The 15,563-nt window shown below is 74.3% G+C and carries 14 protein-coding genes and 1 pseudogene; 10 read left to right on the forward strand and 5 right to left on the reverse strand.

Annotated elements, in window-relative coordinates; genetic code table 11:
• Positions 1–46: 46 nt before the first annotated feature.
• The 7 genes from C1I95_RS23555 to C1I95_RS23585 all read left to right on the forward strand — a co-directional run bounded on the left by C1I95_RS23555 (position 47) and on the right by C1I95_RS23585 (position 8,091).
• Positions 47–535: a BlaI/MecI/CopY family transcriptional regulator gene (locus C1I95_RS23555; protein ID WP_111216723.1), complete on the forward strand. Its 489-nt coding sequence runs from the start codon at positions 47–49 to the stop codon at positions 533–535.
• 10 nt (positions 536–545) lie between these two features.
• Entirely contained in the window at positions 546–1,451 is a 906-nt protein-coding gene (locus C1I95_RS23560; RefSeq protein WP_111216725.1) for a M56 family metallopeptidase, read from the forward strand.
• A 114-nt stretch (positions 1,452–1,565) separates the two neighbouring features.
• The gene (locus C1I95_RS23565; protein WP_111216727.1) at positions 1,566–2,822 is read left to right on the forward strand and encodes a cytochrome ubiquinol oxidase subunit I; all 1,257 of its coding nucleotides are present in this window, start codon (positions 1,566–1,568) and stop codon (positions 2,820–2,822) included.
• Between the two features lie 10 nt (positions 2,823–2,832).
• Positions 2,833–3,840: a cytochrome d ubiquinol oxidase subunit II gene (locus C1I95_RS23570; RefSeq protein ID WP_111216729.1), complete on the forward strand. Its 1,008-nt coding sequence runs from the start codon at positions 2,833–2,835 to the stop codon at positions 3,838–3,840.
• A complete protein-coding gene (gene cydD / locus C1I95_RS23575; protein ID WP_111216731.1) occupies positions 3,837–5,507 on the forward strand; it encodes a thiol reductant ABC exporter subunit CydD in 1,671 nt (556 codons plus the stop codon). The genes C1I95_RS23570 and cydD overlap by 4 nt, the downstream gene beginning before the upstream one ends.
• Positions 5,504–7,351 (forward strand): thiol reductant ABC exporter subunit CydC, encoded by a 1,848-nt coding sequence (cydC, locus tag C1I95_RS23580; RefSeq protein WP_111216733.1) that lies wholly within the window; start codon positions 5,504–5,506, stop codon positions 7,349–7,351. Before cydD ends, cydC begins: the two co-directional genes overlap by 4 nt.
• Before the next feature lie 68 nt (positions 7,352–7,419).
• The gene (locus C1I95_RS23585; RefSeq protein WP_111216748.1) at positions 7,420–8,091 is read left to right on the forward strand and encodes a permease prefix domain 1-containing protein; all 672 of its coding nucleotides are present in this window, start codon (positions 7,420–7,422) and stop codon (positions 8,089–8,091) included.
• Positions 8,092–8,154: 63 nt separating this feature from the next.
• On the opposite strand, the gene C1I95_RS23590 is transcribed toward C1I95_RS23585, so the two are convergent.
• A complete protein-coding gene (locus C1I95_RS23590; protein ID WP_111216735.1) occupies positions 8,155–8,496 on the reverse strand; it encodes a PadR family transcriptional regulator in 342 nt (113 codons plus the stop codon).
• Between the two features lie 111 nt (positions 8,497–8,607).
• On the opposite strand from C1I95_RS23590, the gene C1I95_RS23595 reads away from it, so the two are divergent.
• The 3 genes from C1I95_RS23595 (at position 8,608) to C1I95_RS23605 (ending at position 13,316) form a co-directional block, all read left to right on the forward strand.
• Positions 8,608–9,588, forward strand: a complete 981-nt coding sequence (locus tag C1I95_RS23595; RefSeq protein ID WP_111216737.1) for a SatS C-terminal domain-containing protein — start codon at positions 8,608–8,610, stop codon at positions 9,586–9,588.
• Positions 9,589–9,628: 40 nt separating this feature from the next.
• On the forward strand, positions 9,629–11,971 hold the full coding sequence (locus tag C1I95_RS23600; RefSeq protein WP_111216739.1) for a transposase: 2,343 nt from the start codon (positions 9,629–9,631) through the stop codon (positions 11,969–11,971).
• Positions 11,972–12,125: 154 nt separating this feature from the next.
• Positions 12,126–13,316 carry an ABC transporter substrate-binding protein gene (locus C1I95_RS23605; protein WP_233513839.1) on the forward strand — a complete coding sequence of 397 codons (1,191 nt, stop codon included), beginning with the start codon at positions 12,126–12,128 and terminating at the stop codon, positions 13,314–13,316.
• Between the two features lie 103 nt (positions 13,317–13,419).
• On the opposite strand, the gene C1I95_RS23610 is transcribed toward C1I95_RS23605, so the two are convergent.
• From C1I95_RS23610 to C1I95_RS23625, 4 genes and pseudogenes are all read right to left on the reverse strand, one after another.
• Positions 13,420–14,013, reverse strand: coding sequence for a GTP-binding protein (locus C1I95_RS23610; RefSeq protein ID WP_111216744.1), 594 nt, complete (start codon positions 14,011–14,013; stop codon positions 13,420–13,422).
• Position 14,014: 1 nt separating this feature from the next.
• Positions 14,015–14,392, reverse strand: coding sequence for a DUF742 domain-containing protein (locus C1I95_RS23615; protein ID WP_111216750.1), 378 nt, complete (start codon positions 14,390–14,392; stop codon positions 14,015–14,017).
• Between the two features lie 100 nt (positions 14,393–14,492).
• Positions 14,493–14,897: a roadblock/LC7 domain-containing protein gene (locus C1I95_RS23620; protein WP_111216746.1), complete on the reverse strand. Its 405-nt coding sequence runs from the start codon at positions 14,895–14,897 to the stop codon at positions 14,493–14,495.
• A pseudogene (locus C1I95_RS23625) lies at positions 14,894–15,563 on the reverse strand (ATPase); the annotation flags it as partial. The pseudogene C1I95_RS23625 and the gene C1I95_RS23620, both read right to left, overlap by 4 nt.

Consider the following 15,563-nt stretch of genomic DNA (forward strand, 5'->3'; position numbering starts at 1 on the left):
GTGGTGCGGGGCAGTGGGCGTCTACTACGGGGGGTAGGATTCAGGGGTGACTCGGCTTGGGGATCTTGAGCGTGCGGTGATGGACGTGCTGTGGGACACCGTTCCCGCCACGTCGAACGGGGTCACGGTGCGCGAGGTGGCCGACGCCCTGGCCGGTCGGGAGCTGGCGTACACGACGGTGATGACGGTGCTTGACCGGCTCGCCGGCAAGGGCATGGTGCAGCGGGAGCGGGAGGGCCGCGCCTGGCGCTACCGGGCCGCGGCCAGCCGCGAGGCACACATCGCCCAGCTCATGCTCGACGCCCTCGACCTCGGCGGCAGCCGGGACGCGGCGCTGGTCCGGTTCGCCCGCTCGGTCACCGGCACCGAAGCGGACGTACTGCGCGCCGCCCTGGCCGCAGAGGCCGGGCTGGCTTCCGGTTCGACCGGCCAGTCCGGGGACGGTCCGGGCGGCGGGCTGACCGACCGGGTCGAGGCACCGCCGGCCGACCGGGCGTCCCGCCCGGGCTTGGCCGACGAGGCCGCGGAGCGGTAGGGCCGACGCCGTGGCGCACGCCCTGCACTTCGCCGGCTCGATGCTGGCGTGCTGGTTGATCGCGCAGATCCTGGCCCGGTCCACCTGGACGTGGCGCAGCCCTCGGGTGGCGATCCTCTGCTGGCAGGCGGTCGGCCTGGCGGTCGGCCTCTCCGCGATGGGCCTGCCGATCGCGCTAGGGCTCAGTCCCTACCAGCGGGGCACCGGCAGCGCCCTGCTCGCGCTCGCGAACGACCTGCGGCACAGCACCCTGCCGGCCGGCCTCGGCGCGGTGCACCTGGGGCTGGTCGGCGTCGGTTTCGGCATCGGGGCGGTGCTGCTCACCACGACGGTACGCAGCATCCACGGCACGGTACGCGCCCAGCGCCGGCACCGGGAGTTGCTCACCCTGGTGGCCCGACGGGATCCCACCGTGCCCGGGGCGCTGGTGCTCGACCACCCGAGTGCGGCCGCGTACTGCCTGCCGGGGGTGAAGCCCCGGGTCGTGGTCAGCGCCGGCACGTTGAGCCTGCTCGACCGGGCCGAGCTGGCGGCGGTGCTCACCCACGAGCGGGCGCACGCCCAGGAACGGCATGACCTGGTGCTGCTGCCGTTCACCGCGCTCTGCCGGGCGCTGCCCTGGCTGCGGTGGGTCCGCGAGGCGCACGAGCGGGTCTCGCTGCTGGTCGAGATGCGCGCCGACGACAAGGCCCGCGAGCTGCACGCCGAGGCACCGCTGGCCGGCGCGCTGCGCCGGTTCGCCGCGGCCGGCAACCGGGTCACCCCGGCCGGCGCGCTCGGCATCGGCGATCGGGACCTCGACGTCCGGGTGCAGCGGCTGCTGGTCGCGGGACGCCCGCCCCGGCTGCTCGGCACCATCGCGCTGACCGTGACCACCACCGTGGCCGCGCTACCGATCTCCCTCTTCCTGAGCTGACCACCCTGAACTAACCCTGAATCAGGTCGGCTCCAGCCGCGCCCGGCCCCATAGGTAGCGTTCCTACGCGTAGGCTCCCTATCTGCATCGACCCCCGTCCCAGGAGAGCCGGCCATGGACACCCTGCTCCTCGCCCGACTGCAGTTCGCCGCCACCGCCTCGGTCCACTTCCTCTTCGTGGCCGTCACCCTCGGCCTGGTGACGCTGCTCGTCGGGTTGCAGACCGCCTGGGTGCTGACCGGCAATCCCCGCTACGAGCGACTGACCCGGTTCTGGGGCCAGCTCTACGTGATCAACTACGTGCTCGGCATCGCCACCGGGATCGTGATGGAGTTCCAGTTCGGGCTGAACTGGAGCGGACTGTCGCGCTACGTGGGCAACGTCTTCGGCGCCCCGCTGGCGATCGAGACCCTGGTCGCCTTCTTCCTGGAGTCGACCTTCCTCGGCATGTGGATCTTCGGCTGGCACCGGCTGCGTCGCGGCGTACACCTCGCGCTGCTGTACGGGGTCGCGCTCACCGCGTACGCCTCGGCGTTCTGGATCATGGTGGCCAATTCCTGGTTGCAGAACCCGGTCGGCTACGAGGTGCGCGGCGGCGTCGCCCACCTGACCGACTTCTCCGCGCTGCTGACCAACCCGGCGCTGTGGATGGCGCTCGGCCACGTGGTGTCGGCGGCCCTGCTCACCGGCGGGCTGCTGATGGCCGCGGTCAGCGCCTGGCACCTGAACCGGCGGACCACCGACCATGCGCTGTTCCGCACCTCGCTGCGGATCGGGGTGGTCACCGCCACGCTGGCGATCACCTTCGTCCAGGGCTTCGGCTTCGCCCAGTTCGGGCCGGTGGGTGCCGTGCAGCCGACCAAGTTCGACAGCGACAACCCGGACGCGGACGCGCTGATCGCCGACTGGACCGCCCGGTTCGGCCCCGGCGACTACCTGCCGCCCGTACCGGCCAACGTCGGTCTCGGTTTCATGATCCTCATCGGTTTCGGCCTCGGCCTGCTCTGGCTGCTGCTCCCCTTGCTCTGGCGGGACTGGATCATCCGGCTCCGGTTCCCGCTCTGGCTGCTCATGCTCGCCCTGCCGCTGCCGTTCGTGGCGCTGATCCTCGGCTGGATCGCCCGCGAGGTCGGCCGCCAGCCCTGGGTCGCGTACGGCCTGCTGCCGGTGGACCAGGCGGTCTCGCCGATCAGCCCGTGGCTGATGGCCACCTCGCTGACCGGCTTCACCCTGCTGCTCGGTGCCCTCGCCGTCACCAACTGGGTGCTGCTGGCGCGGCACGCCGCCCGGGGCGCGGCCGACCCCGCCCTCGGCCGACCGCCGGCACAGCCCCCGGCCGACGACTCCCGCCCCGAGCCCGCCTTCGCCTGAGGAGACCGCGATGGAACTCGCCTGGTACGCCCTGCTCGGCCTCTTCTTCGCCGGCTACCTGGTGCTCGGCGGCTACGACTACGGCGTCGGTCTGCTGCTCGCCCGGGGTGCCGACGCGGCCCGCCGCCGGGCCGCCCTCAACGCGGTCGGGCCGTACTTCCTCGGCAACGAGGTGTGGCTGGTCGCCGCCGTCGGCATCCTGTTCGGCGCGTTTCCCGTGCTGGAGGGGGAACTGCTCGCCGGCTGCTACCCGGCCGCGCTCGGCGCGCTGACCGGGGTGATCCTGGTGACCGCCGGGGTGCAGCTGCGCAGCCGCCCGGACAGCCGGTGGGCCCGCGCCGGCTGGGACCGGGTGATCATGGTCGGCAGCCTGCTCGCCGCGCTCGGCTGGGGCGTCGTGCTCGCCGCCCTGTTGCAGGGCGTGCCGCTGCACGTGGACGGGCACGTGGCCGGGGTGACGCATCTGTTCACCCCGTTCGCCGCCGCCACCGGGCTGGCCCTGGTCGCGCTGGTCGCGGCGCACGGAGCGGCCTTCCTCACACTGCGGCTGCCGGCCGCCGAGGCCGACCGGCTCCGGCCGCTGGCCCGCCGGCTGGTCGCGGCGGCGGTCGCCGCGATCGCCGTCGCCGCCGTCGTCGGCCTGCTCTCCGATCGGGTACGCGCCGCCGCGCAGCGCCCGGCGGTCGGCGTACTGCTGGCGATCCTGCTGGTCGCCGCCCTGCTGGTGGCGCGGGCGGCGCTCGGCCGGGGGCGGGTCGGCGTGGCCTTCGCCGCCACCGCCACGGCCCTCGCGCTGCCGGTCGTGCTGGTCGGGGCGACCCTCTGGCCCTACGTGCTGGTGTCGACCGTCGAACCCGGCGCGTCTTTGACGGTGGCCGACGCGGCGGCCAGCGCCCCGACGCTGCGCCTGCTGGGCTGGCTGGCGGTGCCGCTGCTGCCGGCCCTACTAGGCTTCCAGGCGATGTGCTGGTGGATATTCCGGGGACGGACTGACGGCAGAGCACCGGTGTACTGGTGAACCGTCGTCCCTTCGACCCGCGGCTGCTGCACCGGGTCCCCGCGGCCCGGCGCGACCTCGCCCTGCTCGCGTTGCTCGGGGTGCTTGCCGCCGGGCTGATCGTGGCGCAGGCCACCGCGCTGGCGGCGCTGCTGGCCACGGCGTTCACCGGGCGGCTGGACCGCACCGCGCTGACCGGGTTCGTCGCCGCCGTCGCGGCCCGATCGGTGCTGGTGTGGGCGCAGGGCGCGGTGTCGGCGCGGGTCGCCGCCACGGTCAAGGCCGCGCTCCGGGCCGATCTGCTCGGCGCGGTCGCCCGGCACGGGCCCGGTTGGGTCGCCGGCCAGCGGGCCGGGCAGTTGGGCACCCTCGCCGGTCGCGGACTGGACGCCCTGGACGCGTACTTCACCGGATACCTTCCCCAGCTCGTGCTGAGCGTCACCGTGCCGGTCGCCGTGCTCGGCCGGGTCTTCCTCGCCGACTGGAGCTCGGCGGTGATCATCGCGCTGACCCTGCCGCTCATCCCGATCTTCGGGGCCCTGCTCGGCTGGCAGGCCCAGGCCGCCACCGAGCGCCAGTGGCGGCGACTGTCGCGGCTCGGCGGGCACTTCCTGGACATGGTCGCCGGGCTGCCCACCCTGCGGGCGTTCGGCCGCGCCCAGGCCCAGACCGACGCGGTACGGCGGATGGCCGACGGTCATCGGACGGCCACCATGAAGACCCTGCGCATCGCCTTCCTCTCCGCCCTGGTGCTGGAGCTCGTCGCCACCCTGTCGGTGGCGCTGGTCGCGGTGCCGGTGGGCGTCCGGTTGCTCGGCGGCGGGCTGGCCCTGCAGACCGCGCTGCTGGTGCTGCTGCTCACCCCGGAGGCGTACCTGCCGCTGCGGGCGGCCGGCAGCCGGTTCCACGCCAGCATGGAGGGGCTCACCGCACTGGACGAGGCGCTCACCCTCTCCGCTTCCGCGCCCGCGCCGGCAGGTCGAGCCGGTGCGCTGCCGGACGGGCGCGGCGAGATCCGGTTCGAGTCGGTGACCGTCGCCTACGAGCGCACCACGGCGTTGCGGGAGGTGTCGCTGAGCATCCGGCCCGGCGAGCGGATCGCGATCATCGGTCCCAGCGGCGCCGGCAAGAGCACCCTGCTCGGCCTGCTGCTCGGCTTCGTCACGCCGACCACCGGCCGGGTCACCGTCGGCGGAGTGGACCTGACCGACGCTGACCTCGACGGCTGGCGCCGGCAGGTGGCCTGGGTGCCGCAGCGGGCTCACCTGTTCGCCGCGTCGCTGGCCGACAACATCCGGCTCGGCAGCCCGGACGCCCCGCCGGCTGCAGTCGCCGCCGCCGTTCGCGATGCCGCTCTCGACGACGTGGTCGCCGCGCTGCCCGAGGGGTTGGACACCCTGCTCGGCGAGCGCGGGCACGGTCTGTCCAGCGGGCAGCGGCAGCGGGTCGCGCTGGCCCGGGCGTTCCTGCGGGACGCCCCCGTGGTGCTGCTCGACGAGCCGACCGCGCGCCTCGACGCCGCCGCCGAGGCGGTGGTGCTGTCCGCCACCCACCGGCTGGTGGCCGGCCGCACCGCGCTGCTGGTCGCGCACCGGCCCGCGCTGCTCGAGGACGCCGACCGCATCCTGCGGGTCGAGGACGGCCGGGTGACCGAGCTGACGCCGACACCGGCCGGGGAGGCCCGATGAGCGGCCCCGAGCTGACCGTGCTGCGCCTGGCCCGGCCGTACCTCAAGCGGCTGGTCGGCGCCGGGCTGCTCGCCGCGGCAACCGAGTTCGCCGGGCTGGCCCTGATGGCCACCGCGACCTGGCTGTTGATGACCGCCGCCGACCGGCCTCCGCTGGACCGGCTCACCGTGGCGATCGTCGCGGTGCGGGCGCTCGCCGTCAGCCGGGGCGTGCTGCGCTACACCGAACGCCTCGCCGGCCACGACGCGGTGCTCCGGCTCGTCACCGATGTCCGTACCCGGGTCTTCGCCACCCTGGCCGCCCGGCGCGGTGCCCCGCCACGCACCGGCGACGCCCTGAGTCGGCTGGTCTCCGACGTGGAGGCGGTGCAGGACCTGCTGCTGCGGGTGCTCGTCCCGGGCGCGGCAGCGGGCCTGGTGAGTGTGGCGGCCGTGGGCCTGGCCGCGCTCATCTCACCGCCGGCCGCGCTGGCGCTCGCCGCCGGGCTGCTGGTGGCCGGGGTGGCCCTGCCGGCGCTGGCCACCGTCCTGACCCGGCGGGCCGGTGCCGAGGTGGCACCGCTGCGCGGCGTGCTCGCCGCCGACGCGGTCGACCTGACCCACGGCGCCGCCGACCTGGCCGCCTTCGGCGCCACCGGCACCGCGCTGGGCGCCGCCGAGCGGCGGGCTCAGCGGCTGGCCCGGCTGGAACGCCGGCTCGCCGCGCTCGGTTTCGCCGTCGACGCCCTCGGCGTGCTGGTGGCCGGGCTGACCGCCGGCGCGGTGGTGCTGGTCGCGCTCCGGGCCGGGGTGGACGGAGTGCTGGTCGGCGTCCTGGCGGTCGGCACGCTGGCCGCCGTGGAGATCACCCTCGCGCTGGTCGCTGCCGCCCGGCAGTGGACCGGGCTACGCTCCGGCCTGGCCCGGGTCGCCCAGCTCGTGGCCGCCGCCCCCGACACCGAACAGCCCGGGGCCGGCCCGGCCGCCCCGTCTCCGGTTGGCCGCCCGACGGGCGCAGGCACCGCAGTCGGCGCGGCGGGCACAGGTGGCGCAGCGGCCAACCGCGGCGCGGCAGGCGCCGGCGGCGCAGGCCTGCTGGCCGGTGCCCCCGACGTGCGCTTCGAGGGGGTGACCGTCCGCTACCGGGCCGGAGCCCCCGCCGCGCTGGACGGGTTTGACCTCGACCTGCCGGCGGGCCGCCGGGTCGCGGTGGTCGGGCCGAGCGGCGCGGGCAAGAGCACGCTGGCCGCGGTCCTGACCGGGGCGGTACGCCCGGACGGCGGCCGGGTCACCCTGGACGGCCGGGACGTGTCGGCGTACTCCCCGGACGAGCTGCCCCGGGCGGTCGGCGGGCTGCTCGCCGAGGCGTACGTCTTCCACGCCTCGGTCCGGGACAACCTGCTGCTCGGCCGCCCGGATGCGGACGAGGACGCGCTGATCGCCGCCACCACGGCGGCCGGGCTGGCGGACTGGGTCCGGGCCCAGCCGGACGGCTGGGACACCGTGGTCGGCGAGGAGGGTGGGCAGCTCTCCGGCGGCCAGCGGCAGCGGCTGGCGCTGGCCCGGGCACTGCTCGCCGCGCCCGGAGTGCTGGTGCTGGACGAGCCGACCGAGGGCCTCGACCCGGTCGCCGCCGACGAGGTGCTCGCCTCGACGCTGGCTGCCACCCCGGCCGGGCACTCGGTGCTGCTGATCACCCACCGGCTCAGCGGTCTCGCCGGGCTGGACGAGATCGTGGTGCTGGACGCCGGCCGGGTCGTCCAGCGCGGCCGGCACGCGGAGCTGGTCGCGGCCCCCGGCTGGTACCGGGACCAGTGGGTGCTGCAACAGGCCGCCGAGCACGGCTACCTCGCGCTTTCCGGGTGACCCCTCCGGGATCGGCTCCGGGATGTCCCCGACGCCGGGACGCCGCCCAAGGTGGCAGGGTGGGGGCCATGCCGGTCGGGGATGACGTGTTGGTCGAGGAGCACCTGCGGCAACTGGCCGACCGGTTGCGCGGGCCACGCCGGCTACGGGCCGACCTGATGACCGAGGCACGGCACGGGCTGCTGGACGCCGTCGAGGCGTACCGGGACAGTGGCCTGCCGGCCCGTGAGGCGTCCCGCCAGGCGGTGGCCGAGTTCGGTACGCCGGAGCAGCTCGCACCGGCGTACCAGGCCGAGTTGGCGGTGGCCGCGCTACGCGGTCTGGCGCTGCGGATCCTCGCCTTCGCCGCGGCAGCCTCGCTCGCCGGCGACCTGACCTGGCGCGGGTCGAGTTGGAGCGAGGGACCCCGGCCGCCGGCCGGCTACCTGCTGTTGTCGCAGTCGGTGGAGTGGATCTGGGCGGCCGCCTTCCTGCTCGGTGTCGCCGGGCTGGTGCTGGTCGGGGCCACCGCGCGGTCGCCTCGCCCGGGCCTCACCACCTCGGCCCGTGCGGTGGGCACCATGCTGACCGGGGCTGCCGTGCTGGGCGCGCTGACCGGGGCGGCGCTGTTCACCTGGTCGATCCTGCTGTGGGACGCGGCCCTCACCTGGCCCCCGATGATCATCGGCATGCTCGCCGCCGGTGCCGCCCACTTCTCGCTGGGCCGGGCCGCCCGCACCTGGCTGCTCGCCACCCGCTGAGCCGCCGACCGGCCGCCGGAGTGCTCGTCGCCGGCCGCGCCCGTGCCGTGGGATCGGTCGGGGTCAGCGGGGCGTCGCGGGCGCCCCACCGGGGTCGAGGAAACGCCCGACCGTGGCGCTGAACTCGCGCCACCCGGACCGCTGGTCGGCCAGCGCCCGCCGGCCAGCGTCGGTCAGCTCGTAGGTACGCCGTTCCCGTCCGTTGACGGTGCTCCAGTCGCTCGCCACGTACCCGGCCCGCTCCAGTCGCCGCAGCGCCGGGTAGACCGTGCCGGTGGGCAGGTCGAGCCGCCCGTCGCTGCGGGCCCGGAGCGCCTCGATGATGGCGTAGCCGTGCTGGGCACCCCGCTCCAACACGGCGAGCAGCAGGGCGTCGAGGTGTCCGTGCAGCGCCTGGGCGTTCATACGTAGACACGCTACTTGTTGAGGAAAGGGTGCGCCACCGGGGTGCGGCACCGGTCACCCAGAGCGGCCAACTAGGGTATGTGCCCAGAGTCACTCACCGGCACGACGCCGGTGGGCAGCCCGACGCACCCGGAGGTCACCGTGGCCCGCCAGTCGCCCCAACGACCGGACGCCGACGAGCCCGAGCTCGATGACACGACCGGTCCCACCGAGCCGGACGACGCCGAGCCGGACGCTGCCGCGTCGGCCGACGCGGACCGTGAACTCTGGGATGAGCTGCGGATCGATCCGGTGGAGATCGCCCTGCCCGCCGGCACCGGCTACACCCTGCGGGCGTACCGGCCGGCGAGCGAGCTGACCCCGACCGATGTGGCCGAACGCGATGCCGACGACCCGTTCCTGGCCCGCCGGCAGGCCGTCGAGACCGAGGACGAAGACGACGAGAACGTCGTCATCCTCGATGAGGACGTCGCCCGGGAGTTCGCCGAGAGCGACGACGACGAGAAGCGGGCCAAGCGCGGCGACGGCGCCACCGCGGACGACGCCGGGAAGGACGACGCCGAGAAGGAGGACACCGACGAGGAGGCGGCCGACGAGGCCGACGACGAGGAGGTGCCGGCCTTCCTGACGCACCGGGGGCGGTTGCTGCTGTTCAAGACCCCCGAGTCCCTGGTCAGTTTCGTCCGTTCCGGCGCGCCCAACGATCTGTCCCAGCTGGACAGTTGGAATGAATTGTCCGAACGGGTGGAGCCGGGCGACATCGCGCCGCTCGACGAGGACGTGTACGAGCTCGACCTCGTGGTGGAGAACCTCCGCGGCGGCCACGACACCTGGGACCCGACCCTGCTCATCGAGGCCGGCGAGGTCGCCCGCGATCTGGCGTACGCCCTCCGCCTGCCCGCCGTGCTCGACATGCTCTCCGCTGGTTCCAGCCTCGACGACCTCGACGAGGCGCTGCGGGCTTCGGTCAACGGCGGAATCGGCGGTTTCATGGGCCGGCGTCGATTGAAGAAAATCGGGGCACAAACCGCAAGTCTCGGTTGGCGGACCATTGTCGGAAAGATCTCTGCGATCGTGGACTGGCGCGACTGACCCGCACCAGGGAGCATCAGTCTCTGGCAGAGAAAGCCTTGTGTCCCGGGAGGAGGACGACGCCGTGGCGCTCGTGCGCGTGTACTGCGGTCTGGCCTCGGCGGATCCGGCCGACCGATCGGCCTCGGCCGGTTCGACGCTGACGTCGGCTGTGGTCGACGACGCAGGCCGTCTGCTGCATGTCTGTGAGATCGGCGACGAACCGGCGGGCTACGCCCGGCTGGTGACGCTGCTGGTCGAACGCTCCGGCGGGCCGAGCGGCGCGGCGATAGCCGCCGACAGCGACGACCACACGGTCACCTCACTGCTCAGTGCCGCCGGTCGCCCGCTGGCGATCGCCGACGACGACTCGGTCGACGACTTCGCCGAGCGGTTCGCCGACGACGACTCCCTGGAGGAGATGCAGTCACCGCCGGCCGTGCGGCGGGCCGTCGGCCTGGCCCGCGCCCTGCAGGCCGGTGCACTGTCCGCGGTGACCCTGCCGGCCCCCCGGGACCTCGCCGGCTACAAGCAGGTGCTCGCCGCGCATGCCGCGCTGGCCAGCGGGCGGCACTCCGCCGCGGTCGCGCTGCGCGAGGTGCTGCGCGAGCTGTACCCGGCCGCGTTGCGCGCCTACCCCGATCCCGCCGAGCCGATCCCGCTGGCCGTGCTGGACGCCCTGCCCGAGCCGGGCATGCTCACCGACGCCGCCGGCCGTGGTCGCGACGCCGCGGTCACCGCCGACGCGGTCACCGCCCAGCTCGCGGCCGACGGCACGGGCGACGCGGAGGCGATCGACGAGGCGGTCACCGCGCTGCGGGTGGCGATCTCGGAAACCCCCCGCCGGTCCGCGGTCAACCGGGCCCTCACCGCTGCCGCCGCCGAGACGATCCGGCAGGCGGTCGCCTCCGTACGGGCCTGCGACGCCGGCTGCGAGGCGCTGGTCGGTGCGCTGCACGCCCGTACCGCCGCGCCGGCGCCGGCCGCAGGTCGTCGGGCCGCCGCCCGACGCGGCGAGCCGGTCGGCGAGTTGCCGGCCGCCAGCACCGGTGCCGGGCTGCGGGCGGTGCGCCCCACCGGGGCCGAGCCAGCGGGCGGGCGGCGCAGCCGTCCCGAGCCGATGCCCGGCAGCGCTCCGCTACCGTCGCCCCGACCGCTCGGTCCGCCGCCGGTGGCGCCGCCTCCGGTCACCCCGCCACCCGTCGCACCTGCTCCGGTGGCACCGGCCGCGGTCGCCGGCCCGCCCGTATCGGCGCCGCCGTCGCACCCCGAGCCCACCCCGTCGCGGATCGACGGGCCGACCAACCGGCCGATCTCCACGCCGCCTCCGCCGCCGCCCGGGATCACCCCGATCGCGCCGGCGCAGCGCGGCTCGATCCCACCGGCGGAAGCCGGTGAGCCGTTCCGGCCGACCCTCACCACCGCGGCGATCAACAGCGCGCGGGCCGAGCGCCGGCGCACCGTCATCCCGCCCCGACCGAAGACCACCGGTGGGGAACCGCCGACCGGCGGCTTCAGCGCCACCGACCTCAACGTCCCGGTGCCGACCCCGCGACCGGGGCAGGAGCCGGCAGCCCCGGGTTCCCGGGCGAACTGGCCGCTGGTCAACAACCCGGAGAACCCGGCCGACAGTTCGGCCAACAACCCGGTCGTCAGCTCGTACGACGACCGGGGTCGGCGCGGTGCCCCCGAGGCTCCCGCCGACCTCGGCGCCGACCGCCGGGTGACCCCGCCATGGCTCGCCGACGACCTGCCGCCGGAGCCACCGGTGCTGCGGCTGGTCGAGCCGCCACCGCTGGCCGACCGGGCGCTGCGCAACGGAGCCGAACCGCAGCTGGAGAACCCGCCGCTGCGGCTGGTCGACCGGCCTGGCCCGGAGCGTGGCGGCCATCCGGCCGAGCGGCTGGACCTCACCCCACCGGCCCGCCGGCCGGAACCACCGGTCGAGCACCGGCCGCCGCCGGTCTCCGACGAGGGCGACGGTGACCTGCTGATCTTCGCCCAGGCCAAGTCGGCCTGGTTCGTCGGTCACGGCGAGGATTCCGGCCTGGACTGGTCGACCACGGCCGACACCGGATGGCAGGCCGCCGAGCAGGCAGCCCGCCCGGCGGTGGGCGACGAGACAACGGCCGGGCTGCCCAAGCGGGTACCCCAGGCCAACCTCGTGCCGGGCTCGCCGCTGCGCGAGGAGCGTCCACTGCGGATCGTGCGGGACGCGGCCAGCCTGGCCGAGAACACCACCGGCTACTTCCGCGGCTGGCGCCGGGGGCAGGAGATCGGCGGGTTCGCGGTCGGCGGGCGCCCCGGGCGCGAGTCGGCCGGCGGCTGGGACTTCAGCCGGGACACCGGTGACCGTGACGACGAACGGGAGTACGAGTACCGCTCGGCCGGCTACCGGTCCTGACGCCGACCGCAAGGCCGCTCACCTGCGTGTTTCTGCCCACACCCGGATAAGTTGACGCCGGGTCGGCAGGGCCGGGAGCATACCCGCGGAACAGCCGGCGGCAGGTCGCCGGGCGGGAAGGCGACTCATGGCAACACCGGCAACCAGCCCATCCGTGATCACCCGACGTGGCGTGCTGGCCGCGGCGACGGGCACCATGCTGCTGAGCGCCTGTGGGCGCGGCGAGGAGCGCGACGGAGCCCTCCCCCGGCCCACCCCCGGGCACGAGCTGGTCATCGGGGCGACGCTGGAGCTGAGCGGGCCGGGTGCGGCCCTGGGCGTGACCCAGGAGCGGGTGCTGGCCATCAGCACGGAGGCCATCAACGACAAGGGCGTCGCGGTCGGCAACCTACGCCGGACCGTACGGCTCGAGATCATGGACAACCGCAGCGACCCCCGGCTGGCCGCCCGGCAGGCCACCGAGCTGGGCCAGCGCGACGACGTACACGCCCTGCTCGGCGGCACGCTGGCGGAGACCTCGATGTCGGTCATCGGGGTGGCGCAGGAGTTGCGGCTGCCGTTCGTGTCGCTGGCGTTCGGCGATGCGATCACCGTCCCGCTGGCCCAACGCGCCTTCATCTACAAGGTCACCCCGGACGCCGGGGACGTGGCCCGCCAGCTGGCCCAGCTGATCGACGCCGAGGGGCTGCGCCGGGTCGTGCTGCTGGCCGAGGAGGGACTGCACGGCAACTCCGGCGTACGGGCCATGACCGGCGCGCTGCGTACCGCGGGGGTGGGTCTGGCCCGTACCGTGCGGCTACCCAAGGCGGGCGGGGACGTCGGGCGGGCCGCCGAGCAGGCCGTCGCGGCCCAGGCGGACGGCGTGGTGGTGTGGGCGACCGCACCGAACTCCGGCGCCGCCGCACGGGCCCTGCGCAAGGCCGGACACTCCGGCCACCTGTTCTTCGACCCCGGTGCGGTGGCCGAGGAGACCCTGGAGAGCCACAACGCGCTCGCCGTGGAGGGCGCGTACGCCATCCACCCGTCGTCGCTGGCCGCCTCCACCGTCGCCAACAGCAGCGCCACCGGACGCGCCTACCGCGACCTCGTCTCGCAGTACATCCGCCGGCACGGCGCCTACAGCGGCTTCGCCCCGTACGCCTCGGACGCCCTGCTGCTCATCGCCACGGCGGCCCGGTTGGCCGACAGCGTGGACCGTGGGCGGCTGCGGGCGTACCTGCAGAACCAGATCACCGACGGGATGGCGGGGATGTACTCGTTCACGCCGATCCGGCACAGCGGCATGGAGCGCCAGTCCCTCGGCGTGTACCGCGTCGACGGCGGCGCCTGGAACCGACTCCGCTGACGCGGTAGCCGGCCCGCCGGTCCCGTACACCGGTCAGCAGATCACGCGCAGCAACCAGCGCCCGGTGTCGACAAGGCCGTCACCGGGCGCTGGAACGCGATCGTCAGGCCGGGGCGACGGCGCGCGTGCGACGCATGGTGAGCACGTACTCGACCAGCGAGATCAGCACATGCTTCGTCGACTCCCGGTTCCGGGCGTCACAGGCCACCACCGGCACGTGGGAGGAGATTGCGAGCGCCTCCCGTACGTCCTGCGGGTCGTGGTACTGCATACCGTCGAAGCAGTTGATGGCCACCAGGTAGGGCAGCCGCCGGTGCTCGAAGAAGTCGATCGCCGCGAAGCAGTCGGCCAGCCGGCGGGTGTCCACCAGCACGACCGCGCCGATCGCGCCCCGGACCAGTTCATCCCACATGAACCAGAAACGGGTCTGACCCGGCGTACCGAACAGGTACAGGATCAGGTCACGATCGATCGAGATACGACCGAAGTCCATGGCCACCGTGGTCGTCGTCTTCCCCGGCACCTGCCGGGTGTCGTCGACGCCGACCCCGGCGGAGGTCATGATGGCCTCGGTAGTCAGCGGCGTGATCTCCGAGACCGAGCCGACCAGCGTCGTCTTGCCGACGCCGAATCCACCGGCGATAACAATCTTCGCCGACGTCACGCGCCCGCTTGGGGTCGGCGGGCGGTGCGACATGTCAGAGCCTGCGAAGTCCACTCAGCACCCTCTCCAGCAATTCAGTGCCCACCGCGTCGTCCGAGTCGTCCAGGATGGTCGGCTCGTGGACCGCGACCAGGCCGTCCGTCGCCATATCGGCGATGAGCACCCGGGCCACGCCGAGCGGAAGCTGCATTCGCGCCGCGATCTCGGCTAGCGACTGCACGCGTCCGTCACACAGCGCGGCGATGTACTGGTGCTCACGGCCTTGCCCACCGTTGCCAGTGGCAGCGGCCCGACCGCGCACCGTCGTCTCGACAAGCGCCTCCAGCGCGATGTCGAGGCGGGGACGGGTACGACCGCGGGTCACGGCGTATGGACGAACCAATGCGCCTGTGGGCTCGTCACGATCGACCATGTCGCCGCTCACCTCCTTCGTACCCGACACCGGATCGCACCGGTGCTACCCGTCGTTTGCAGTGTTGTTGCCTCGCCTGCCCCACCGGCCGGCGCGACGATCAGCCCATCATCCCCACAGCCGTACGCGGCTGCGGGGTCAGAGCGTCGCCCACCCGGTCAACGAGCAGGGCCATTTCGTAACCGACCTGTCCCACGTCGCAGCTGCGTGCGGAAAGCACCGCGAACGACGAGCCGTCGGAAATCGACATCAGGAACAGGAAGCCATTGTCCATCTCGACCACGGTCTGCAGCACCGCGCCTCCCTCGAAACAGCGGGCCGCGCCCTGGGTCAGGCTGACCAGGCCGGAGGCGATCGCCGCCAACTGGTCCGCCCGGTCCCGCGGAAGGTCTCGTGACGACGCCAGGAGCAGGCCGTCCGCAGAGACGGCGACCGCGTGCGCGACACCGGGCACCCGGTCCGCGAAGTTGGCCAGCAGCCAACCGAGATCCTGCGTAGTAGTCATCCTTCTTGCTCCTTCTGCCCGCTCCCGGCCATCGGGCCTGAGCCAGACTGCGAGGATTGCTGCCCGCCCGGAGTCCCCTCCGGGCCGGTCGGGTTGCTGTCCGAGGGGTGGCTACGCCCTCGCTGGACGCCCCGGTGGTAAGCAGAGAGTAGGCCACGCACCGACTCCGGGTTGCGTCGCTGCACCGAGGTCGACGGCTTCTCCACCGCGCCCGGCACGAGCTGCGCCATCGGCATGCGCTTCGGCAGCCCGGTCTGGGTGGTGCCGGTAGCCGGCGCCTGGCTGGCGGCGGAGGCTGCCCGCCAGCCGTCGTCGGCCGCGGTCTGCCAGACATTGTCCTGCGGCGTCGAACGGTACGACGGCCTACTCTCGGCGGCGCCGGGACGGGGCCCACCGCTCGCCGCCGCGCCGTTCCCGAAGGACGCTCCTGCGGCCGTCGGAGTCTCTGCCATCGGTGCGTTACCTGTCGTCCCGGTTGGGGTCTGCTGGACGGGTCGACCCGCGGTGTCGACTGCCGAGGACTGCTGGGTGGCACCGCCGTTCGCCGCCGGCTGCCGGGCACCGCCCGACTCCTCCGGGCCCGGCCGACGGGTGCGGAACCACGCCGACTCCAGCTCCCGGAAGATCGGCAGCTCCATCGTCTCATCCGCGTACCGCTGCCGGTTC

The organism is Micromonospora craterilacus, assembly GCF_003236315.1.
Classification (GTDB): Bacteria; Actinomycetota; Actinomycetes; order Mycobacteriales; family Micromonosporaceae; genus Micromonospora; species Micromonospora craterilacus.